The organism is Dyadobacter chenhuakuii, assembly GCF_023821985.2.
Taxonomy (GTDB): Bacteria; Bacteroidota; Bacteroidia; order Cytophagales; family Spirosomataceae; genus Dyadobacter; species Dyadobacter chenhuakuii.
In genome coordinates this window covers 569,908-593,490 of record NZ_CP098805.1, presented here as the reverse complement: position 1 = coordinate 593,490, position 23,583 = coordinate 569,908, and the positions used below count along the sequence as shown (strand labels likewise).

17 protein-coding genes are annotated in these 23,583 nt (G+C 46.3%); 4 read left to right on the top strand and 13 right to left on the bottom strand.

What is annotated here, in order from left to right; translation table 11 throughout:
• Positions 1–2: 2 nt before the first annotated feature.
• The 7 genes from NFI80_RS02470 to NFI80_RS02440 form a co-directional block, all read right to left on the bottom strand.
• The gene (locus NFI80_RS02470) at positions 3–2,744 is read right to left on the bottom strand and encodes a PQQ-dependent sugar dehydrogenase (protein WP_235165027.1); all 2,742 of its coding nucleotides are present in this window, start codon (positions 2,742–2,744) and stop codon (positions 3–5) included.
• Between the two features lie 52 nt (positions 2,745–2,796).
• Positions 2,797–4,107, bottom strand: a complete 1,311-nt coding sequence (locus tag NFI80_RS02465) for a serine hydrolase domain-containing protein (protein ID WP_235165028.1) — start codon at positions 4,105–4,107, stop codon at positions 2,797–2,799.
• Between the two features lie 30 nt (positions 4,108–4,137).
• Positions 4,138–4,998: a hypothetical protein gene (locus NFI80_RS02460; protein WP_235165029.1), complete on the bottom strand. Its 861-nt coding sequence runs from the start codon at positions 4,996–4,998 to the stop codon at positions 4,138–4,140.
• Positions 4,999–5,016: 18 nt separating this feature from the next.
• Positions 5,017–6,177 (bottom strand): glycan-binding surface protein, encoded by a 1,161-nt coding sequence (locus tag NFI80_RS02455; protein WP_235165030.1) that lies wholly within the window; start codon positions 6,175–6,177, stop codon positions 5,017–5,019.
• A 30-nt stretch (positions 6,178–6,207) separates the two neighbouring features.
• Positions 6,208–7,887 (bottom strand): RagB/SusD family nutrient uptake outer membrane protein, encoded by a 1,680-nt coding sequence (locus tag NFI80_RS02450; protein WP_235165031.1) that lies wholly within the window; start codon positions 7,885–7,887, stop codon positions 6,208–6,210.
• Positions 7,888–7,898: 11 nt separating this feature from the next.
• The gene (locus NFI80_RS02445) at positions 7,899–11,177 is read right to left on the bottom strand and encodes a SusC/RagA family TonB-linked outer membrane protein (RefSeq protein ID WP_235165032.1); all 3,279 of its coding nucleotides are present in this window, start codon (positions 11,175–11,177) and stop codon (positions 7,899–7,901) included.
• A 71-nt stretch (positions 11,178–11,248) separates the two neighbouring features.
• The gene (locus NFI80_RS02440) at positions 11,249–12,370 is read right to left on the bottom strand and encodes a glycoside hydrolase family 26 protein (protein WP_235165033.1); all 1,122 of its coding nucleotides are present in this window, start codon (positions 12,368–12,370) and stop codon (positions 11,249–11,251) included.
• 296 nt (positions 12,371–12,666) lie between these two features.
• Here NFI80_RS02440 and NFI80_RS02435 point away from each other — a divergent pair, with 296 nt between their 5' ends.
• Complete coding sequence (locus tag NFI80_RS02435; RefSeq protein ID WP_235165034.1) at positions 12,667–13,092, top strand: helix-turn-helix domain-containing protein; 426 nt, start codon at positions 12,667–12,669, stop codon at positions 13,090–13,092.
• A 250-nt stretch (positions 13,093–13,342) separates the two neighbouring features.
• Entirely contained in the window at positions 13,343–13,666 is a 324-nt protein-coding gene (locus NFI80_RS02430; protein WP_235165035.1) for a HigA family addiction module antitoxin, read from the top strand.
• 170 nt (positions 13,667–13,836) lie between these two features.
• On the opposite strand, the gene NFI80_RS02425 is transcribed toward NFI80_RS02430, so the two are convergent.
• Positions 13,837–15,546, bottom strand: coding sequence for a hypothetical protein (locus NFI80_RS02425; protein ID WP_235165036.1), 1,710 nt, complete (start codon positions 15,544–15,546; stop codon positions 13,837–13,839).
• Between the two features lie 83 nt (positions 15,547–15,629).
• Positions 15,630–15,941 carry a helix-turn-helix transcriptional regulator gene (locus NFI80_RS02420; RefSeq protein WP_235165037.1) on the bottom strand — a complete coding sequence of 104 codons (312 nt, stop codon included), beginning with the start codon at positions 15,939–15,941 and terminating at the stop codon, positions 15,630–15,632.
• A 114-nt stretch (positions 15,942–16,055) separates the two neighbouring features.
• Between NFI80_RS02420 and NFI80_RS02415 the strand changes: the two genes are divergently transcribed.
• On the top strand, positions 16,056–16,316 hold the full coding sequence (locus NFI80_RS02415) for a type II toxin-antitoxin system Phd/YefM family antitoxin (protein ID WP_026632176.1): 261 nt from the start codon (positions 16,056–16,058) through the stop codon (positions 16,314–16,316).
• Positions 16,298–16,585 carry a Txe/YoeB family addiction module toxin gene (locus NFI80_RS02410; RefSeq protein WP_235165038.1) on the top strand — a complete coding sequence of 96 codons (288 nt, stop codon included), beginning with the start codon at positions 16,298–16,300 and terminating at the stop codon, positions 16,583–16,585. Before NFI80_RS02415 ends, NFI80_RS02410 begins: the two co-directional genes overlap by 19 nt.
• Here the strand turns inward: NFI80_RS02410 and NFI80_RS02405 are convergent.
• From NFI80_RS02405 to NFI80_RS02390, 4 genes are all read right to left on the bottom strand, one after another.
• Positions 16,506–18,263, bottom strand: coding sequence for a sensor histidine kinase (locus tag NFI80_RS02405; RefSeq protein ID WP_235165039.1), 1,758 nt, complete (start codon positions 18,261–18,263; stop codon positions 16,506–16,508). The genes NFI80_RS02410 and NFI80_RS02405 overlap by 80 nt on opposite strands.
• Before the next feature lie 28 nt (positions 18,264–18,291).
• Positions 18,292–18,939 (bottom strand): response regulator transcription factor, encoded by a 648-nt coding sequence (locus NFI80_RS02400; protein ID WP_235165040.1) that lies wholly within the window; start codon positions 18,937–18,939, stop codon positions 18,292–18,294.
• 149 nt (positions 18,940–19,088) lie between these two features.
• Positions 19,089–22,883: a hybrid sensor histidine kinase/response regulator gene (locus tag NFI80_RS02395; protein WP_235165041.1), complete on the bottom strand. Its 3,795-nt coding sequence runs from the start codon at positions 22,881–22,883 to the stop codon at positions 19,089–19,091.
• A 185-nt stretch (positions 22,884–23,068) separates the two neighbouring features.
• The gene (locus NFI80_RS02390; RefSeq protein WP_235165042.1) at positions 23,069–23,569 is read right to left on the bottom strand and encodes a cupin domain-containing protein; all 501 of its coding nucleotides are present in this window, start codon (positions 23,567–23,569) and stop codon (positions 23,069–23,071) included.
• Between the last annotated feature and the right edge of the window lie 14 nt (positions 23,570–23,583).

The following is a 23,583-nucleotide window of genomic DNA, read 5'->3' as shown; positions in this document are numbered from 1 at the left end:
TTTTACTCACCTGCACCGAAACGAACAGCTTTAATTCGGATAGGTGCTCCGGTAAAGACAAAATAAACATCTTTTACACCAGAAGCTGCACCGGCAGCAATGTCAAGTATCATTTTATCGCTGTATTCACCTGAAAATTTTCCCAAAAGAACTCCATCGGCGCTGCCAGCATGTGCCTCGATCGTTCCCGAAGGAGGTGTCGGTGCATTCCGCCCGGATGCACGGATAATTTCGATTTGCTTGATGCCCGTCAGGTCAGTGCCTTTGAGCCTGAAAGACGCGCCGGAATTTCTTACAAATGCCATCGTACTGTCATTATTGAAACTGATATCTTTAACCTGGTCGGCCAATGTGACTGGCACTACCGGATTGCGAAGGACAAGCGTTGCTTCCGAGGATTGCGAGGACGCTGTTTTTGTGCCCCTATCGGCATATGCGGCGCGGAATATGAAGCTGCCTTCCGTATCGCCCTTGGGAACGACGGTCGTATAAGTGCCTTTTACAGGCAATGTTTTGGCCGGTTTGGGTGCGTCCGACAAGCTCATAATGTAGCGGACAATTCCTTTCACGTCGCTTTCCGCCATGGTCGGGTGCGCGGGCATGAATGCATCTCCCCAGACGCCCGAACCACCATTCAATATCTTCTTGGACAGACCTGCAATTGCCGTTGGATCACCCTTGTATTTGGCAGATATAGCCGTAAAAGATGGCCCCAAAACCTTTTCTTTAATAGCATGACAAGCCTTGCAATCGCCATTATTGATCAGCGAAATCGCAGTTGCATATTGCGCCGAAGCATCCACGCTCATTTGCTTTTGCGCGATCCGGGTTAAGTTAAAACCCTCGGAAAGATAGTTCGTACTGACCGAAACCTGGGAAGGCGCAATATTCTTGTTTGCAAGACTGCCATCTTCCTTGTCGCTCACACGCACCTCATAATCAATGCTTTTTCCTGGAAAATAGAAGGTGGAATTCCCTTTAGTGATTTTAAATTCAACCACCGGAGGTTCGTTACCTGCCTTTATCTCAACCGATTTGGTATTCTTTTCTCCGGCTTTATCCGTGACAGTTAAAGTTGCCTGATAAGTGCCGGGCGTAGTAAATGTGATAGACGGATTCGCCTCTTTCAGCGTTTTGAAAACGGCTTTGTTTTTGCTGACGACCCATTCATATTGTAGCGCGTCGTCTTCGTCAAAGTCTTTGGTGCCTTCCGAGGATAGCGTGACTTGCATGGGAAGCGCACCCGCCGTTTTGCTGGCTGATGCTTCTACCAATGGTTTTCTGTTTCCGCTGTTGTACTCGATCCGGATCAGTTCGGCTTCCGGGTTATCTTTGAAATATCCATTCCCATATTCCAGCACATACAGGTCACCGTCCGGCCCGAATTTCATGTCAATCGGCCCCTTTAATTTTAGGTCAGGAAGAAAGCGCTCCATGGATTTGTATTCGCCGTTTTCATCCATTTCCACAACATTCACCCAGCCTCTTACCCAGTCGGTGATGAACCATTTTCCTTCGTAATATGCTGGAAATAATCGTGATGCATTTTTGAAATCATCTTTTCTGAATACCGGCCCGCCCACTGCGCTGTTACCGCCGCTTTCCATGAGCGGAAACTCCTGGCTTTGTGCTTTTGAATACCATATAAATGCAGGCTGCGCAGCTGGAAGCTCCTTTAAACCAGTGCTGTTGGGAGAATTGTTGACCGGATGAGCAGGGTCAAAAGGCGCACCGGAAACTTTGGTAGCGAAGTCATATTTCACGTAAGCCTTGTTATTGGCTACAAAATACGGCCACCCGTAAAATCCTGGTCCTTTGGCGCGGTTGAATTCATCGTAGGATTGCGGTCCGCGTTTTTCCAGGTCATCGCGCGAACCATCCGGGCCTACTTCTCCCCAATACAGCCAGCCGGTTTTCGAATCGATCGTTGGCCGCCAGGGGTTCCTGTTGCCCATCGTATAAATCTCAGGTTTGGTCTGCGGCGTTCCGGGAGGAAAAAGGTTGCCTTTTGGAATTGTATACGAGCCGTCTGGTTCAGGATGAATGCGCAAGATTTTCCCTCTTAAATCATTCGTGTTCGGAGATGACTTTTGGGAATCGCGGGGTGATTCTCCCGGTCTTTCATCAAGGGGAGCAAAACCATCAGAAGCACGGGAAAACGTATTATCGCCCGTCGTCAGATACAGGTTTTTATCTTTGTCGAAAAGCATTCCTCCGCCCACGTGGCAGCATTCCTCCCGCTGCACCGGCACTTCCAAAACCACTTTTCGCGAGCCTTCCAGCAATTCCTTACCGTGCCACTCGTAACGCACAAGCACGTTTTTCGCCTCGTCGCCAGCCAGCGAGTAGTAAATGTAAATCCAGTGATTTTTGTCATAATCCGGATCCAGGATCACGCCCTGCATCCCATCTTCCCCTTCGGTAACTTCGCCCGCTTTATTCACATATTTTGTACTAACGGCAAACTCAGCCACCGTTTCCATAGCCTGCGACTTTGGATCATACACCTTCAACTTGCCTTTCCGCTCCGCATAAAGTACCCGGCCGTCTTTCAGGATTTGAAACTGCATGGGCTCTTCAAGTCGTTGCGCAAGAACTACTTTGGTGAACCGGTTTGCTTCCGGTTTTTTAGGTGTTTGTGCGAGTAAACTTTCAGTAGTTAAAAGCAAGCTTAGCAATGCAAAAAAGTGCAGTGAAGGTTTCAGCACTGCATATTGATTGCAGAAATTGTCTGATTTTGACATTAGGAAAATGCTTAAATAATTTTGATTCTATACGTCTGAATAGCTGACGATATTACTTGAAGAGCTGATAAGCTTTGCTCAAAAATGGTTTATACATAGGCTCGTGCTTCGGCATGTTCAGGTAAAAGAGCACGATCATATTGTTTTCCGGATCGATAATGTAATCCGTCCCGTACAATCCACCCCAGGCAAATGCGGTGTTGGAAACTTCCGGAACCGGTTTTTTTTCTGCATTATAGAGCTCGAATCCAAGCCCGAACTGAAAGCCTTTTCCGCCAGAATTCACCTCAGGCAAGCGGTTTACTTTAGTCATCAGCTCAATAGTCTCGGGTTTGAGAATGCGCTTGCCATTGTACTCGCCTTTGTTGAGCAGCATTTGGCAGAATTTGGCATAGTCGCCGATAGGTCCGTTCAAACCAATAGCGCCCTCGGCATAAGTTTGTACCGGGCTGATCGTGGTCTCACTATACTTGTTGGATTCCGGCACCAATTTGCCATCAATATCACTGTAAGCCTTCACGAACCGGCTCATTTTCGAGGGCTCATAATACCAGTCTGTTTCGGTCATCCCCAATGGATCCAAAACCGTTGATTTAACATATTCACGCAGGCTTTTGCCCGAAATGAGCTCCACCATATAAGCCAGCATATTGGTGCTGATATGGTAACTCCACTCACTGCCCGGATCAAAACCCAATGGATATTTTGCAAGCGCGATCATTTCATCTTTGAGATATTTCGAATTGCCAGCGCCGCCTGTCCGCTGTCCAGGTCCTGCCGGTGGTGTGGCTCCTGAGGTTGCAGCGGCATTTTTCTTCTCCATTTCGGCGCGACGAGCCTTTCCTACCAGCCCGGCGCTGATTCCCGAAGAGTGCGACATCAGGTGCGCAAATGTCATCGGCGTTTTCACCGGCCTTGTCTCAAATGTCCCATCTTCTTTAATGGCTGTCGCCACTTTATCGGATATCTCTGGGAAATATTTTGAAACCGGATCATCAACCGAAACCAATCCCTTTTCCACCAGCGTCATAAAAGCGACGGTCGTCACTGCTTTGGTTTGAGAAAACAGGATATAGTAATCGTCCACAGCGGCCGGAACCTTGTTTTCAACATCTTTATAGCCAAATGCTTTGTTGTAAACCACATTCCCACCTTTGGCGACAAAACCTACAATGCTACTCGCCTTTTTCTGATCAATAAAACTTTGCAGCAGCGAGTCAATGCGTTTTGTTTTGTCTTCGCTCGTACCGGTGGCTTGGAGTTCCGCTTTGTAGTTTAATGTTTGCGGCGCGGGCGATTTTTGCTGCGCTATTGTGCTGTTGAATGCAGCAAAAAGCGCAATGCTTAGATAGATTTTTTTCATAATAATTTAAAGGGTTAGGAATAGCAAAGCTTACTTCTCGCCAACGAATTTTAGTGAATCTTTCGATTCCACCGGCAGGCCCGAATAAGCGATTAAACTAATTTTCCCCTTCGTTGCTGCCTTGGGAATTTTCACAACCAACTGACCAGGTGCTTTGCTGACGAACGCGGTCACAGGCTCTGTCAAACCGGTAAATAGCACGCCCATTGTCAAATCCAGATTGGTGCCCGTAATGGTCAGGTTTTTTTCACGTTCAGCAACCGCAGGCGCGAAGCTTTTTATTGCTGGCAATGTGATTACCAGTTCTGTTTCCGATTCAATGGAAAGCGGTTCGGTGCCTCCGGCGGAGAAAATGATCGGGCCGGTTTGCGCGCCAAAAGGAACCGTCACGACCAACTCCGTCATGGTTTGGCTTACAAATGCTGTCACCGTCGTATCCTGCGCAAATGTCACTCCCTTCACCCAATTCAGGTATTTTCCTGAAATCGTGATCTTATCTCCGGGTTTGGCCTGCGTCGGGATTTTGGTAATTTCTACGGGCACTTCCAGGCTCAGTATGGTTTTGGAAACAATGTCCCCGGCTGTCGTTTTCAGGGTTACAAGCCCTTCCGAGGTTTCGTTTGGAACGGTCAGGACAATGCGATCAGGTGTTTGTTTTACAAATGCAGATGCCGGAACGCTGGCTCCTGTCAGTTCAATGGAAGTCACCTTATCCAGATTTTTACCAATAAAACTGATCGTATCCCCCAGGCTCACGCCCGATGGCCCGAAACTTAGCAATTGCACTTCGCTGCTTGTGGCCACTTCATCTTCTTTGCAGGCTATCAGCAACCCCGCCAGCATTAGAAAAACCGCTGCGGTCAACAACCGCAGATTATATATTTTTTTCATCCTGAATGTCTTTGAATGTTACTTTTTGAGAATTTTTGGCACTACCCTGAAATTGTCCATGGATATATCGGCATCCAGGTCTCCGCCGCCATGGAAAAGCAGCCGGGTGTAATAACCGTTTGGATTCACAGCCATTTTTACGCCCAAATTTTCATAGCTGGCTGCTATTTCGTTAAAAGGAATTGTAACCGTTCTCCATTCGCCCTTCGTATCGTAAGGCGGTGCCCACTGGTAAGCGTCTGTGATAAAGTCTTTTGCCAGCCCCACATTGATTTTGAGCAAATTATTATTGTAAGGTTTTAAAGTATTGACCTCAAATTTCAGGTTGTAATCCGCTGGTCGCAGGATCGCTTCATCGGGAATGTTTTTGCTGATCGGCCCCATCGCGTCGGGCGGTCCTCCGGCAACTTCCTTCCACTGCCAGCCACTGACCACTTCTTTTACCCGAATGTAATTCCCGTTAATCGCCACCGGATCGCCTGCGCCTGGCTTTGTGACCACATATGCCTGGTTCCACCAACCCGTAAAAGGATCATTACTCAAAAAGATGTTGCGGTTATCCCTGAACCAGAAATCCGATTTTGTTTCTCCAAAAGCAGTTTTTACCGTCACCTGCCCTGGCAGCGCGCCCTGAGGCACGCGCACCTGAATGATCTGGTCGGTTACCGAAACCAGCTCACCCGTTGCACCTCCTGCAAATGTGACCGTAAGCGGCGGGTAAAAATAGTTTCCGTTAATGGTCGCTATGCCACCCGTTGCCACGTATTCACAGTTCATTCCCGTCAGTTCGGGTTCGCTGATCTGCACTTCGAAATCGTGGTTGAGCGTCCGGCCGTTTGAGAAAATCATCCGCATCTTGTTGCTGATTTCCTTCGGCACCATGGCCGGAACACTCACCAGAATGCTCTTGCTCGTAATGTAGGTGGGTGTCAAAACCGCCTTCTGATCATTAAACCATATTTCGGTAACGTCCTGCAAGTTCTCCCCTACTATTGCGATCAGATTGCTCTGAAGAGCGCCTACCAGCAACGAATCCGAAGAGGCCGGGTTGGTTACGCGAACGTAAGTAATGGAAGGTTCACCGTTGTTGTCGAGGTCATCTTCCTTACAAGAAATCTGAAATGCAGCCATGAATGCCAGCAAGGCAAACAACACGGCCGATCTATATTTGTTTTTCATTTGAATGTCGATTTTTATAAATCCGAAAAATTATTTGCTGTAATAATCAACAGCGGGTTTTTGCAGATTGGGCGCCTGGCTCAACTCTGCGGACGGGATTGGCAGCAGGAAATTTCCGCTGTTCGCATTGATCGTGCGCTCGGTCGTCGACCAGGCCGTTTTGGTAAATGTCCACGATGTAGGGTTTGGAAAAACGTCTGGTGCCGTCGCGAACAATCCCCTGTCCTGACTGTTCAGGATGGCATAGGCTTTCGTGGGATTGTAGTAATGCAGGCTTACCAGGTCATACCAGGCCATTCCTTCCATGGCAAATTCCACCAGTCGTTCCTTGAAAATGATGTCGAATGTTAAAGGCCCCGCGAAAACCGGCAACCCAGCACGCGTATGTATCGCATTGTAATATTTCAGTGCGGTGGGATCGTTCGTCGATGCATTGTTTCCCAAGACCGCTTCTGCATGAACCAGATACATTTCAGCCAAACGCATCATATATGTATCATGTCCATAGTTCTGCGAAGCCGATAAGCCGCCGACGTCCTTGGCCTTTCCGGTCACGTATTTTTTGATGGAAACAAAATTGTTGTCGCCTCCCGGATTGGGAACGATCAGTTTCTGCTCACCACCCGGGATCGTCTGCGTGATCTCTGGATAAGATGCGCCCGGAAGCATGAATGTCGCTTTCAGCCGCTGGTCCACGGTGCGTCCCTGCATACCCGTGGCGGTCTGCTTTATACCTTCATATTGGCCCAGCATCCACCAGGTGGCACTTTTGTCTCCGCCCCAGCCATCACCGTTTGCAATATCCGGACTAAATGCCAGGTAAGCCGGTGTCGAATTTTGCGTACCATAAGCGCCAGGTGAATAAACCCATTGCAGTGAAAAAAGCGATTCGGAATTGTTGTCATATGGGAACAGGAAAAGGTCGCCATAGTTTTTGAGCAGCGACAAGCCGCTTTGCGTAATCACCCTTTCAGAATAATATTTGGCACTATCCAAAAAAGCCTGGTTTCTGGTTCCCGATCCTGCCGACTCCACACCTGCACGCGTCAGGTAAAAACGCGCCAGCATTCCTTCTGCCGACCACCGGGTAATGCGGCCCGGGCGAATGGGTGTAGCAGGAAGATCCTCGGCCACCTGACGCATTTCGCTTGTGAGAAACTTCCAGACGCTTTCAGGCGTGTTTCTTGAAACGGTCGTATCCGAGAGCAGTTCCAGGTTATTTTCAATGATCGGCACAGCGCCCCAATTCATCACAAGGGACCGGTAAGCCACGGCGCGCATAAACCGCGCCTCAGCAATTGCCATTTTCTTGATCGCCGGCGAAACCGCTTCTCCCGCGTATTGATTAATGTTACTGATCGCCAGATTGGACTGACCCACCACGATAAAGAACGAGCGCCAGGCAGAACCATTCTCAGGCGTGTTTCCAGTGGTGTTAAAAAGCACATTACCGCGATCATTATAGGCAGAAAACGCTGTTCCAGCCCTGAAATCGCCCAGATTATAGGACGCTTTGTCATTATAATCAAACCACACCTTGCTATAAAGCAATGCCGTCGAGGCCAGGACCTGATCGTCTGTTTGGTAAAAACCTGCATCCACAATGGCGTCAACAGGAGGTCTTTCCAGAAAATCTTCTGAGCAGGAAGTCACCGCAAGCAGCGAACCGAAGAAGCTGCCGAGATAAAGAATATTGTTTAAAATTTTCATTTGATTCGTTTTTAGAAGTCCAGGCCAAGGCTAAAAGTGTAAACCGGAGTCAAAGGATAACGGCCATAATCCAAGCCGATCGCCTGGTTTCCAGGACTTGCATCCCGTGATACGTAGGCTCCTACCTCAGGATCAAACCCGGTGTATTTGGTGAATGTGAGCACATTCTGCGCGCCAACGGAAAGTCTTGCGCCCCGGATCACTTTCTGTTTTGACATAAAAGCGGCAGGCACATTGTAGCTCAACGATACGTTTTTGAGGCGGATAAAAGAGCCGTCTTCCACCCATTTGTCGGTATGCCGGTTGAAGTTCCCGTTGGGACCGTTGGAAATACGTGCTACATCTGTTCCGGGATTGGCCAGCACCACGTCGCCCGCTTCATTGGTGATCGGTTTGGCATAATCCATGGCATGTACGAGCAGGTTGCGGCTCAGGTTAATGTTGCTCGCGTTGGTATTAAGCTTGCCCAGGTAATTGTAAATGTCGTTTCCGTAAGTGCTGGTGAACAACAAACTCAGGTCAAAACCTTTGTATGAGAATGTGTTGGTAAAACCGGCAAACATTTTCGGCCATGGGTTACCAATGTTGGTGAGGTCCAATTCATTGATTTTTCCGTCACCATTGATGTCTTTAAACTTCACATCGCCTACCCAAATGTTATCGATATTGGTAGGCAATCTATCTCCGTTGTTGTCAACAGGAACTGCGCTGCCGTCGATCTCAGCGACATTTTGGAATAAGCCTTCTTCCATATAACCGCGGAACAGCCACGGCGCTTCTCCCACTTCGGAACGTTGTGTCCAATCCTGCATCCACCAGGACGTGCGGTCCACGAATGCACTTTCGGAGTAAAACGATTTGATCTTGGTTTTGAAACTGGAAATATTCAGGCTGCTTTCCCATTTGAAGCCGCCTTTATTGATGTTGATCGTGTTGATGGTGAAGCCATAACCCTTATTTTGCAGCGCACCGATATTCACCGTCGGAGGGCTTACGGCTCCCTCTCCATTGGTTCCCATATACCAGGGAAGCGGCTTCTCCATCAGCAGGTTATCGGTGTCTTTGATATAATAATCCACCTCAAACTGAATCCGGTTGTCAAACAATGCCACGTTGATACCGAAGTTGTTGGTTTTGGTTTCTTCCCATTTCAAACCCTGGTTGCTGTATTTGGTGGGCAGGAAACCCGTGGAAGTTGGCGTTGCGCCCGTGCCCATCGGCGAGTAAATGCCTCCCCCGCCCTGGTTTCCCGTCACGCCCGTTTCGAAACGCAGTTTCAGGTCGCTGATAGCGGGTATATTAAAGAAAGACTCCTGCGAAACGCGCCAGGCTGCGGACACCGACGGGAAAAAGCCCCATTTATTTTCTTTACCAAAATTGGCCGAACCGTCTCGCCTTACTGTTGCCATCACAATGTAGCGATCGGCGTAATTGTAGTTCAACCTTCCCAGGTACGATTCCATGGCCCATTCGCCCGAGCCGCCTGAGTTGCTGGATGTCAATGCATCACCGGCTGCCAAATCGAGAATGTCATTGGTCAAAAATCCCGTCCGGGTTCCGCCCACATTTTTATAGGCCGAAGCCTGTGCCTCGTGCGTTACCATCACATTGATACTGTGCTTGCCGAGCTGCTTGTTATATTCCAGAAGCTGGTTCCAGTTGTAATACGTGTTAACGCCCGTTCCGTTTGTCAGTGAAGCAGTTACGTTTCTTGCCCAGCCAATGGCATAGGTTGGAATGTAATAGGTTGAGTTAGAAAAGCCCAGGTTTGTGTTAAAAGATGAGCGGAAGTTCAGGCCTTTCATGATTTCGATGCCCAGGTTCAATCCGCCCAGGAATTGCCTTCTTACGAGCTTATTGGTGGTCAGGCTGGCAATCGCGATCGGGTTAACGGGCGCAAACTGGTTGGCGCCATTGTTCTCATCGCCTCCGCCCCATGAACCGTCTAGGTTTCTAACCGGAACTTGCGGAGTTAGCTGTAATGCACTGGCAATGACATTTTCCTGGCTGGTGGTGAGGTTATCATTTGTCTGGTTAAAGCTCAGATTGGCTCCAATCGTCGCCCATTTTCTGGGTTTGTTATCAAGGTTCAGCCTGAATCCATATCGGTTAAAACCCGAGCCTAATGCAACACCATCCTGTTTCAGATATTCGCCTGACAGATAATAGGTTGTCTTGTCATTTCCACCGCTCAGGCTTAGCTGGTGCTTGTTCATGGGTGCGCTTTTGAAAAGCTCTTTTTGCCAGTCCGTACCAGGGCCAAGCAGAGAAGGGTCTAGAAATTCGCCCGGCGTATCACCGCCCGCAATGGCATGGTATTCACCCACCATCTGCGCGTATTGCTGCATGTTCATTACTTTCAACGGCGACGGGGGCGTCTGCAAACTATATTGATATCCGTAAGAGATTTTGGTATCTCCGGACTTTCCTCTTTTAGTAGTGACGATCAAAACACCATTGGTCGCTCTTGAACCATAAATCGCAGTCGCCGAAGGACCTTGCAAAACTTCAATAGACTCAATGTCAGCAGGGTTCAAACCAGCAAGTGGATTGGAAGAACTCTGCGATCCGTAGGAAGCCGACTGGCCCGGAATCTGCACACCATCGACTACATATAAAGGCTCATTACTCCCGCTGATCGAGTTAACGCCCCGGATATTCACCGAAATACCACCGCCCGGTTGCCCTGAGTTTTGCGTCACATACACACCCGCAGACCGACCCTGGATAGCCTGTTCAATGGTTGTGTTAACCGTTTTTTCAATATCCTTGGAAGAAATTGAGGTCTGCGCTGTGGTCAGATCGGCACGTTTCATTTCACCGTAACCGACTACAACCACTTCTTCCAATGCCTTTGTATCCACGGGAAGCGTTACATTAATGGTGCTTTGCGTGCCTACAACTATTTCTTTGGACAAATACCCTACAAATGAGAAGATCAGCACCGAGTTGTTTCCCGGAACCGCCAGCGCGTACTTGCCGTCTGCGCCTGTGGTTGTTCCCTGCGTCGTCCCTTTGATCACAATGCTGACGCCCGGCAGCGGCTCGCCTCTGTCATCTACCACCTTGCCACTCACTTCAATCACCGGCAGCTGATTTTCCGTGCTATTTTCAATATGGAACTTTCGAACGCTGGTTGCATATACGTCATAATTTGCTTTCATTAAGGACATTACAACAACACAGGCTGCCAATTTCTTCATTCTTCTGATCTTCACCTGATTAAGCACTGGCACCAGGCGGGTAACAGCCGCGGCACAGGCGCGTCGACTTAGTAAAGCATGTTTCATACTTTTACATGGTTTGGTTTTAAAGGTATAATTCGTTTAACGCCACCGCATCCGGCGGCAAATTGAATGCGCTATCGGCTGTAAATCTGCTTCAAATCGCCTTCAAACAGCGTGTATTCATCGTCGTAAAACTTCTTGAAATCCAGTGCGGCCGGATGCCCGGGAAATGGCGCGTAATAATGGGTGGAGCTTTTGGTATCATTGCGCCAAACAAGCACGTAAGCAAGGTTCAACTTGTTCTTTTGAAGCACTTTAAGCAGCACATCGGTATACCAAACCGGATTCACGATGGATTCAAGACCGGTCTCGGTGAATGCTGCAAGTTTTTTGTTTTGCAGTGCAAAGTCGTTGACGATTTTGATTTTTTTAATCGCCTGATCCAGATTGTACTTGCCATCCCGGCCCATATCGCCGTAGTTGTCCATGCCAACCATATCCACCCATTCATTGCCAGGATAACGCTCGGTGAACTCTGCGACAGTGTTGAATTTATTGTCAGGAGAAAAGGCGTAAATCAGGTTATGAACATCCAGACTATCCCGCAGATAGCCCGCCGTGAATTGCCACAACGACTTGAACTCGTCCGGCGTGCAATGTGACTTGCCCCACCAGAACCAATCGCCGTCAAACTCATGATAAGGCCTGAAAATAAGCGGAATATCTTCTCCGTTCGCACCTTTCAAACTTTTGAACCAGCCAGCCAAACCCTGCAAAATGAGTTTATAATCCTCATGGTTTTTGCCTCCCGGAACAATATATTTCACCGCCGGCAACGAAACAGAATCTTTCCAGTAAAAGCCACCGCCCGAAACCGGATTGGAAAAATGCCAGGAGATGGTTGTAATCCCACCACGGGCGTAAGTGTCCGTGACGAGTTTTCTTAAACGCTCTTCACTCTTTTTTATAGATTCCGCTGGTCTGCCTGTCAGCGGCGCAATGTCCACACCAATGACTGCCGGATGCGCGCCAACCACCGATTTCACGTCCGATCTTCCCGCTTCGTCACGCCAGCCGTGTCCATAATCGGTTGCATCCTGATGTCCAAAAAGTATGTGCTTTTTGGCTAGCTTGTGCATGTTCTGGTATAATGCAGCCGTCTCTTTTGTTGCTTTCGGGTCTATCAGTTTTTGGGCCCGGGTTACAGCATTTGAGGCAAAAAAGAGGACAGTTAAAGCGATTGATATTCGGATCATTTTAAAAATTAATGTACATGAAGATCCCGCAGGATAAATAGAATTTTATCCAGCAAAAATAGGACGAATCAACATGGACATAGAATAAGGGAAACCCTACTTTTTTAAAACTTAGGGTTTTCCCTTGGAGTCAGTTCAACTGTGCTGAGAGCAGCACCAATGCATAGCAGCATGCAATCCTGAAAAACATACCCAACAATCTGCAACCGGTAACTTACATTCCCTGGCCTGTAAAATATACCTGAACTTCCCGAAGGATTTATATAAATTGCCTTTTTAACAAAAACCGTCTCTGTATGACACATACTACCTCCAATCCAAAGATTCACGAAGGCCGTAACCTAAAAAGATTTCGAGAAATGCTCGGGATAAAACAAGATTTCCTTGCGTTTGAGCTCGGCGAAGAATGGAACCAGCAGAAAATCTCATTGCTAGAACAGAAGGAAAAGATTGATGCTGATATTTTGGAGCAGGTTTCAGCAATTCTGAAAATCCCTGCTGAGGCGATTCGGAATTTTGATGAGGAGAAGGCAGTGAATATTATATCAAATACTTTTAATGACAGCCCATTTGGTAATTCTACGAATTACGGACCTGTTCACTCAAATCCTATTGATAAAATCATGCAGCTTCATGATGAGAAGATTGCTTTGTATGAGCGGATGTTGAGGGAGAAGGATGAGATGATGGAGAGGTTGGAGCGGTTGATTGGGGGGAGGTGAAAACGGCAAACCTTAGCTCCGGAGGAGCAACCTGTTTATAGAAAAATCAATGGATCACAAATACTAGGCCCCAGCGGGGCCTCCTGTGCATTCGCGATCATTAGGAGGCCCTGCTAGGGCCTTTGCAATAAAACCAAAATCGTTGTTCTACAAACAGGAAGCCGCTCTACGGCTAGCAATTAAATACATGCAATAGGGAAAGAATGAAGCAGACGTTGGATATATAGATTGCCGTTAAACAGGAAACACTATGATTTTGTTTGATCCAGCCCATGCAGGCGAACTTATTCGAGAAACCCTTGACGGGATTTATCAGGAAACAGGGCAAAAACTTACAGTTGAGCAGGTTACCGCAGTATTGGGGACAACTCGTAAAACGCTGTCTGCAATTATCAATGGGAAATCTGCCGTGTCGCCAGAAATGGCAATCCGTTTAGGCGCGGCATTTCCTAACACGGATGCCGAGTTTTGGTTATCCGTACAGAAAAATTATGATCTTGCACAGGCTAGGAAGCGCGTAGATGCATCTAAAATTAGGGTGATATGGCAGCCGAAGGTAATGCAGCCGGCTTAAACATTGAAAATTATGATACCTCAGAATTCAAGGATTGTTTGATTTTATCAATTATTTGAATGAGCGGATGTTAAATGAGAGGGATGAGATGTGGGGTCGGTTGGAGAGGTTGATTGGGAGAACTAGATAGGCTGAATCTTAAAACTAATAAAAAGCGACACTAATGGGACCTACAAAGAACTGTTCGATTCTTGAATATCCAGCGCCCGGACTAGTTTATCCACAATCGCGGAATTGTTCTCGGGAAACAAGTCGCTGATGACATTCCTGAAACATCGATAGAGTTTTAAGTCTTCATGCATATTGCGCGATTGCTTTCTCCTAAACTTCATTCGACGTTTTAAGTACGTATCTAAAACCATACGAAAATGGCTACTATCGGATGTTGAAGAAAGTTGTAATTCGATTAGATCGTTGAGATGCATTAATACGATTGGTTTGACATTATGACGAGATACATTCATTTTTGTCATTTGCGCACGAAATTCATCATCAATAATTTTTTCGACTCCATCAATGTTAAAGAAATCATCTGTATGTACAATTATCGGGTAAATTTGTAAGCGCCCAATCTTTTTTGCGATATAGTCATCGAAGAAAAAAGGCCCACCAAGTAACTTCTTAATTACATTTATTAATTGTGTTACACCTTTTGGCTTCCCATCTGAACTTACTACTAGCTTTTCCTCAATTTCCGATTTGACGGCTTCATAATCATATGAATGTTTAATCTCCGCCTTAATGATCGAATTTTTAAACTCAAATAGGAAGACTGCATTGCCAATTCGAAGATAGAAATCGGAATACTCTATATTACTGTGCTTATTTCCCTCAACGGATATTACATACTTCCCTGATCGAAAGCAGCCATGAACAAATCCGTAAAAAAGCTGTTCTTCGGCGAAATTACCTAACCATTGTAAAAAAGAGTCAAACTTTTTAAAGACATTTTTCAATGATGTTTCCCGATAAATTTCAAATACTACGCTTTGATACAACTTATCAATAAAGAAGTTATGATGTAAAATGTAATATTGATCATCAGAAGACCTAACTATTGGGTACTTTCTGAATAACTTAAAATCTTCATCATTCTGACGAAACTTTGAAATAGAGGATGGGAGTTCAGAGATGGGTAAAGACATCTCATTGAATAGTGATCTTAAATAACTATTCTGATCTCCTAACTGAAAGAAAAACGTCTTTCCTGCCTCTTGCAAATAGATTTCAGCTACCCCGCGCAAATACGCCTGGTAAGAGTCCAAATTCTTTTGCTGCAAGAAATCCGTTAGATGCGGTTTAGTTACAACATCGCTATTTAGATGCTCAAACAAAGCATTTGAAATTAAAATCAAAGAGAATATATCTTTCCTCTCGACAAATTCATACTGCTTCGCCTGACCAAGAAGCGCCATTTTGAATAAATCATTCTTGTTTTTCAAAGAGCCCTCTCTAATATACCTACCAGTTTGTGAACTGTTAACCAATAATGCCTGTAAAAATGCCATTTCCGCTTCCTTTGATGCTTCGACTGGCATTGGTAGTTCATTATAGGTATGAAGTATACGCTGCATAAGCGGCAAAAGAGTTATTGACGTAAATATTGAGACGCGAAAGCCATTTTCTTCAATGCGACTCTTGAAAATGATATAGTTTAGCCATATTTTTTTTGTAGTTGCAATATCAAATACTTTGATCCATCGCTTGAAAATCTTTTCCTGGCTTTCAGTGTCAAATTGAGAAATATGCACTTGTGAATTCAAATAGGCCGCAACCCTTAATAGAGCGATCGAGGGCGTCGATCTAAGAATGTCATCCAATGACGGCGCTTCTAAATCAGGAAAAATTTCTTTAAATGTAGGGAAGACTGCATAGCTCATAACTAGCTATTGGAAAATAATGGCTTGAATTTACTGCTTAAAAAAACCGACAGTCGATCGATGTTCATTAAGTTTATACCTACTTAACTTACACTAACCCCAATCAACTCCACCCCCAAAACCTCCTCAATCCTTACAATCGTCTCAATCGTAAAATTGCTATTCCCTTTCACCCAGGAATTCACAGTTTGAGGCGTCACTTGCAATTTCTCCGCCAAATCCTTTTGACTCATTCCAAGTTTCCGCAATTGGGCAAGGATATTAATCGCGATAATCCTTGATTTTTCAAGTGCCTTCGGATTTTCGGCTTTGCGGGCTGCTCGCTCTTTCCATTTGCTGGATTCAGCATTTGTGACCGATTCTATTTTTCGTAAAATATCTTCTCTTGTTTGCATAGTCATTCAAAATCAGTTTTCGCAGTTTCAATATTCACTTATTTCGATCATTAAACAAATCTGCTTTCTTTTTACAAATCCTCCTTATCTTCGTGTACACAAATTCGTACACCCATGAGAATCATAACAGCCAGGGAGTTTCGGGGGAAGCAAAAAGATTATCTGGATCTTGCCGAGAAAGAACGGGTGATCATTCACCGGGGAAAGAATAAGAAGTCAGTTTTACTCACGCCAATTGATGAAAGTACTGAAACTGATGTCTTTTTTTCTGACCCGCAAGTGTTAAATGCCATTAAAGAAGGTATTGAGGACGTGAAGGCTGGAAGAGTGACTTCCATTCGCGACCTTAAAAACATATGGGCAGATATTCTGTAACCTTCTCCGACAGAGCAAAAAAAGACCTTTCATTTTTACATAAATCCGGCGGCAAGTCACTCGTAAAACGCATCGAGCGCATTTTCGAAGAGCTTGGTGAAGATCCTTACAGCGGAATCGGCAAACCTGAGCAACTCAAAAATAATCTTTCCGGACTATGGTCGCGGCGCATTGATAAGAAGCATCGCCTTAGTGAGAAAACGGCCGGATTGCGATTGGCAACGAAATCATCACGGATGTTCCTTTGCCGGCTTCGCTTTGCCACATGACGTGCCCGCCGAGGTAAGCAATGCGGGACTTAATGTTGGCCATGCCACTTCCGGTTGATAGCAGATTGTCAAAATCAGCCCCCAGGCCATCGTCATCGACACTTATCAGCGTTGTTTCTTCATTGACCATCAGCTGGACCGTAACCACCTGGGCGTGTGCATGTTTCAGCGCGTTATTGAGCAACTCTTGCACGACCCGGTAAATCATCACGGCAGCTTCGTCGCTCAAAGGCGGCATTTCGCCATAATGGTCTAAAATAAGGTTTGTTTGATTAACGAGATTCAGTTTTTGCACCAGATCTTCCAGCGCCGGAACGAGGCCGAATGTCGACAGCGCATACGGGCGCAGATCGTTTGAGATCAGCCGGGTTTCGGCGCAGGCTTCATCCAGAAACTGGTTCAAGGGTTCTTTGACGGTTGAAGGCAATTCTTCCTGATGTGCTTCAATGAACAGTTTAATTCGTGACAATTGAATTCCCAGACCATCATGCAGATCGCGGGCGATCCGACTCCGTTCGCCTTCCTGACCTTCGATCATGGCCCGAAGCGATTTTAGCTCTAATTGCCGGATTTGTTGCTGGGCGATGACGGTGTGCTGATGATCGATCAATGTTTGCTGACGTCTTAAATACACAAGTGTGAACACACCTATAACGCTGATGATCAGACCAATGAAAAGCGCCGAGTTTAAAACATGCTGGTTGCGACTTTGTTCTTCAACGAGTTGCTTTTCAACTGCCAGCGTCTTGATCTGACTATCCAGTTCCTGCAAACGAATACTTTTTGTTTGCTCGGATGCGTAAAATTGAACCGTATAATCTAGCGTTTTTTGTGACCAGTCATATGCCTTATTATAGTCGCCCATGCGCGAATAACTGTCTGCTGTATGCCGTGACAATTCCCGCATCATGCCCAGACTATTTTCCGCCTTCGATAAGTTGTAGCTCTTCTGATATTCTTCAATAGCAGCCATACTATTATTTCTAAACTGCTCAACCAGGCCCAGGTAAAAGTGATTTAATGCAATTAACCAGTTAACTTTTAATTGATTAGATATGATCAAACTTCGGCTGGCAAAATAATATGCAGAATCGGGCTGCTTGTCCCTGGAATAGGTATTGGCCAGCAAACTAAGCGCATAAGCCTGAGAATAAGGTCGTTGGTACTTTACGCTAAGTCGTTCCGTTTCGCGCAGGTGCGTTTTCAAACCGGGCGGCGTGGGTTCTATATGTTGGGCGATATTGTCCAAACCCAATCGAGCCTCGATGACTTTCGGCATGTTTTGGGTTCGCTTGAAATATTGCTGGGCTTTTTTGAGATATTTTTCGGCGTAGGCATGCATAAAATAGTCCTGCGAATAGTAGTCTCCAATCACCAGATACTGATTGAAATACCCCAGTGAATCGCCCATCAGACTGTAATATTTCAAGCTGCTTAAATAAGAATCCATCGTGTACTTGTTGTACCCGTACTGCCGGTGGTAAATCTTGCCCAAAGAATCATAAGCCTTTGCAGCCTGACTGTAATGCTTATCCTGAACCAACAGATTGATCTGTTTTTTCAAGCTGTCAACGGACGTTGTGTCAGATTCTGCCTGCACAGATTGAAACCCGCCATTCAGGAAAACCAGGAAGAGCAGAATGATCCGCCAACCAGACCGGGGAGAACAAAATCTCATGAGCATCGCTTGTTTTGCCAAAATAAAACTAATCGATCATTTGCATCTCCATAGCCGTCTTGATCAACAGGGCTGTGTTGGGAACGCCGAACTTCATCAGCAGACTGCTTCGGTGAAATTCGATTGCTTTGGCGCTCACAAACAACTGAGTGGCCATTTGCTGCGTGGTCAATCCTTGCGCAATGCGGGTCAGCACTTCCGATTCGCGCGGACTGAGGTGCGGTTTCACGCCATTACCGGCCGTTGACCTTCTGGTCTTTGGGCTATCGTTCAGCAGAATTTGCGTAATTGATTCGTTGAAATATTGCTTGTCGTTGTGAACCGCCTGGATAGCTTGAAGCAACTCTATTTTTGTAGTATTCTTTAACAAATAACCTTTCGCGCCTTTTTTCACGATCCGCTTAATGAGACTCGCATCGTCGTGCATGGTCAATGCTACCACTTTCGTTTCCGGAAACGTGCGGCCTATATACTCACAAAGCCCAAGCCCGTCTTCAATGTTAGGAAACGAAATATCAAGTAACACGACATCGATCGCCGTCTGGCTTAACCGCTCAATGACCGACTTTACCGTGTAGCAGCGCGCAGTCACTTCAATGTCGGGTGACCCTGAAATAAGCGACTCAATGCCTTCAACAAAAACATTATGGTCATCCGCGATGAGGACTCGTATCATGAATGTATACAATATAAATTTATATCACTCCATCGAAAGTACGATGAATCAGCCGTTAACATAAAGCAAAAAGTCCCTTTCTCATAATTCTTAGGGAAAACCCTATTAGGGCACAGGCCATAAGAAGTTGATCGGTGATTAACTGTGCATTAGCCGTTGATAGCTGCCTGCATCTTCTGCGACAGCTCTTTCAGCATCTCCATCAAATCTTCCAGATCAACCGGCTTACTGATATAATTATCCATCCCCGCAGCCGTGCATCGTTTCCGGTCCTCCTGTAAGGCGTTGGCGGTCATGGCGATGATGTAAGGCCGGGTTGGGTTCTCTGTTCTGATTTTCCGGGTTGCTTCCAAGCCATCCATGACGGGCATTTGGACATCCATGAGTATGAGATCAAATGCTTTTTGCTGGTTCCTATTCACTGCTTCCAGGCCGTCAATGACCAGTTCAGCATGATAGCCCAGCTTGGCCAGCACATTCATGATCACAATTTGATTCACCTTATTGTCTTCTGCAACCAATATTTCCAATGGGTATTTTGACGAAAAACTGGCATATAACAGCTTCCCGGGAACGTCCGGGTGTGGCAGTATTGTGGCGGGCCCAACAGCAGGCTGTAAAAATTCCCCATCAGCCAAAACTTGCTTCCGCAAAAGGATTGAAAATGAAAACGTGCTACCTTTCCCTTCCTGGCTTGTCACACCCATCGTCCCACCCATCATATTTACAAGCTTTTGACAGATCACCAGCCCCAGCCCGGAACCGCCGTATTGACGGCTTGTGGAGGAATCTACCTGCGAAAACGATTTAAACAGACGGCCCATCTTACTCTCGGAAATGCCGATCCCTGTGTCGCGGATTGCAAAATGCAGCCCTACCAGATCACCGTCATCTTTGCCGTTACGGCTTACGGTCAGGGCTACCTCGCCCTCTTTGGTAAATTTAATGGCATTGCCGATCAGGTTGATCAGGACCTGACGAAGCCTTTGTCCATCGCCAATGAGCTGTTCGGGCACATCCAGACCGATGTTATATGACAGATTGAGCTGATATTTAACTATTTTGGGAGTAAAAACGGCCATCACATCTTCAATGCAGCTTCTAAGATTGAATGCCCTTTCTTCCAGCTCCATATTTCCGGACTCTATTTTGGAAAAGTCAAGAATGTCATTGATCACAGCCAGCAAGCCGCTGCCGCTTGACTGTATACTTTTTGTATAACCGAGCTGTTCCTCATCCAGATCAGTCTCCGCTAACAAGGAGGCCATACCCAGCACACCATTCATAGGCGTGCGTATTTCATGACTCATCACTGCCAGAAAAGAGCTCTTCGCCTGGCTTGCCAGCTCAGCCTGCTGCTTGGCTTTTTTCTCTTCTTCGATAGCGACTTCCGCCATACGCTTGGCTTTCCGCTCTTCCTCGATCGCCACTTCAAGTTGGATAGTGCGCTCCCTGACCTTCGTCATAAGCAACCTTTTCTGCCTGCGGTTGGATTGGGTGCGGAGTTTATAAATAAAGATCAGCAAACCTGCAATGCCTATCACCGAAATCAGCCTGAACCACCAGGTAAGCCAGAATGGCGGGGTAATCGTAATGGTCACGAAGTTTCCCTTCATGTTCCATACACCGTCGTTGTTGGATGCTCTGAACCGGAACGTGTAAGTGCCGGGGTCAAGATTGGTGTAAGTTGCTGTTCGCTTTTCTCCCACATAGCTCCAATACGGATCAAATCCTTCCAGTTTATAGGCGTATTGATTTTTCTCAGGAATGATATAACTGAGCGAAGCGAATCCAAATGTGATGACAGACTGCTTGTAAGATAGCGTAATGGACTTCGTGCCGCTGATATCACTTTTCAGAATGCCCGATTTATCACCTACGGAAACCGGTTTGTTAAAAATCTGGAAGCTGGTCAGATAGACAGGAGGAACAAAGGTGTTATACTGGATACTATCGGGGTGAAAAGTACTGAACCCGTTCACTCCCCCAAAAAACATTTGTCCGTCTGCCGTAACAAAGCACGAATTGTCCCTGAATTCATTGCTCTGCAGCCCATCCCGCACACCAAAATTACGGAAGGATTTCCCGGCGATATTAAACCGTGAAATGCCTTTGTTTGTACTCAACCACAGGTTTTTATGCCGGTCTTTCAGCATGGCAAAAACAACATTGCTGGCCAGGCCGTCCTTTTCGGTAAAAGCTTTAAATGTTTGTGTGTGGGTATCAAAATAATTGAGTCCGCCGCCCACAGTGCCGATCCACAAGTTACCGCCATCGGCTTCCCGGATGCATTGCACCTTGTTTTGTGACAAAAAAGAGATGTCTTTGGGGTTTTGCTGATAATGCGTAAAATACCGGCCCGTGCTATCCAGCTTGTTCAGTCCGTTATAAGTCCCCACCCATATTGCCCCATTCTCATCCTGAAAAACACAAGTCACAATGTCGGAGCTAATGCTGGTGCGGTCATCCGGATCGGCACGATATTGCCTGAATTGCTTGCTTTTGACATTATAGTAATTCAATCCGCCTCCCCAGGTTCCTATCCACAGGTTGCCGTCCTTGTCCTTGAAAAGATTGTTTACATCAGCAATGGATAGGCTGTTCGGGTCCCTGGGATTGGGCAAATGGTGTTCTGCTATGCCCGTTTTAGTATTAAAAAGATCAAAGCCGCCATCGTGAAATCCCAGTGCAAGAACATCGGTGGAAACCTGTACAATGGAGATAACAAAGTCATTGCTGATTGAATTTTTATTCTTTGGATCGTGCCGGTAACTGGCAAAAGTGTTGTTTCGATGATCAAATACATTCAGCCCGCCGCCATCGGTCCCGATCCAAATTCTCTCGCCCGAGCTGTCCCCGCACAAGGCGAGCACCACATTGTCGGTGAGGCTGTTCGGATCTCCCTGTATGTGCCTGTAAGAGAGAAATTTTTCACCAAACTTCGGCAGCATGTCTACGCCGCCGGCATAGGTTCCTACCCACGTGTTTTCCGCGTTGTCCTGGTAAATCGCATACACAGAGTTATTGCTGAGCGACGTTGGCTGGTTGGCCCGGTGCTCATAAGTCTCGAATTGTCCCTTCCCGTCATAGACGCTGATCCCTCCATTTTCGGTCCCTATCCATAGCTTGCCGTCTTTGGTTTGAAGAATAGAAAGAATGTCGTTGTGGGCGACGGAGTTCTTATCGGATGGTTTGTGCAGAAAATTGCGGAAAGACCGGTCTTTCAGATTATATCGAAACAAACCGCTTCCCTTCGTACCGATCCACAAATGGCCCTCACGATCCATCCGCAACGCCCTGATCGCGGGTGCCGGAGCACATTGTACGCAGTTAATGTCAACCCTTCTGCTGGTATACGAGTCGTCGCCGATTGTGATTTGAAAAAGTCCTTTCTCAGTTCCTGCCCACAACGAACCATCGCTATTTTCTTCAATGCGGTAGACTGGGTTTCTGGTTTTGCTGCCTTTGGTCTGCCCTGCGTTCAGAAGGAGCCTGAAACGCTTTTTATTTGGGTAAAAAACAAACAATCCTACCTGAGTGGCCAGCCATATCCTGCTCTTGCTATCCTCAAAAAGGTCGTTGATATCCTGGGTAATGTAATGTTTAAAGCCATTTTTCGTCCGGTCAAATCGGTCCAGTCCGTTGGAAGTGGCAACCCATAAATTGCCCTGCTTATCTTCCAGTAAATCCTGAATATAGCTATCAGAAATGCTGCTTTTGTCGTAAACGTCATGTTTGTAATGCGTAAAAACATAACTGTCATACTTATTCAATCCATCTTCGGTCCCAAACCACATGAAACCCTCCCTATCCTTTAATATCGCCGAAACGTGGCTTTGAGCCAGTCCTTCATTGGTGGTAAGGTGGTTGAACTTTACATTTTGCGCTTGTGAAAGACTATGTTGTATCCACCAAATCAATGCGATAGCTAGTGCGTGCCTCATATCATTTTGTTATGAACAAAAATCTAGTGTATAGATACTCCGGATTCATTCATTGCTGCATACTCAAAAAAGAAGCTGGCTTACAACAATTCTTTCAAGATATAAAATTAGTTCTATGAAAAAAAGTGCTGCGGAAGCAGATATCTTCACGCAGCACGATTGTTTTGCATAACCGCCAAACCGGGTCATTGTTTATTTAATGCATTGTATTCCTTGTCGGTAACGGGTTGCAGCCATTCAACAATCCCTTTTTCCGTGTTGGGAATAATGTACATTTGGTGCAGAGCGCTGTTGGGACTCGCACCATGCCAGTGCTCCACATTAGGCGGACATTTCACAACATCGCCTTTCCTCATTTTTTCTATCGGCCTTCCCTTTATCTGGTGATATCCCTCGCCGGCCGTAATAACCAGGATCTGACCGGCCGGATGCCTGTGCCAGTTTGAGCGGGCACCCGGTTCGAAATAAACGTTTCCTACGACTGTATGATAGGTAGAGTCATTTGCTACCAGCCCGTAGTTAAAGGCTTTACCCGTAAAATTTGAAGCGGGTCCTTGTTCGCCTTTTGGAAAAATAGCCTGCTTGGCGTCTGCATTGGATTGCGAAAATCCCTGAATTGTGAATATTAAAGCCGCAGCCAAGGTCAATATAAGTTTTGTACGCATCTTATTTCTGGTCTTTTTCATTTGTTAATTTTTAG